This is a genomic window from Bacillus sp. SIMBA_005 (genome assembly GCF_046535585.1).
Classification (GTDB): Bacteria; Bacillota; Bacilli; order Bacillales; family Bacillaceae; genus Bacillus; species Bacillus pumilus.
In genome coordinates this window covers 1-249 of sequence record NZ_JAWRWI010000887.1, presented here as the reverse complement: position 1 = coordinate 249, position 249 = coordinate 1, and the positions used below count along the sequence as shown (strand labels likewise).

Genomic DNA, 249 nt, shown 5'->3' with positions numbered 1-249 from the left:
GAGTTACTTTCTCATATTTCAAAAGAGCAATATATTTCACGATTTATTGAATTAGACAATCGTGGATATGTTTGGAAGGATAAAGTATACCAACAACTGATTGATGAATTTAATATATCTTCAGTAACATGCGAAGAACTTCTACAAGATTATTTAAAAGAATTCAAAAATCATTGTGTAGGATTTCCTCATATTCATGAAATGTTGGAGGAGCTGAAAAATAATAAAATCGCTTTAGGCATGATTACA

General features: G+C 28.9%; 1 protein-coding gene. It reads left to right on the top strand.

Annotated features, from left to right (window positions below):
- Positions 1 to 249, top strand: a 249-nt coding sequence (locus tag SB660_RS22620) for an HAD hydrolase-like protein (RefSeq protein ID WP_410584738.1), incomplete at both ends; no start/stop codon positions are given.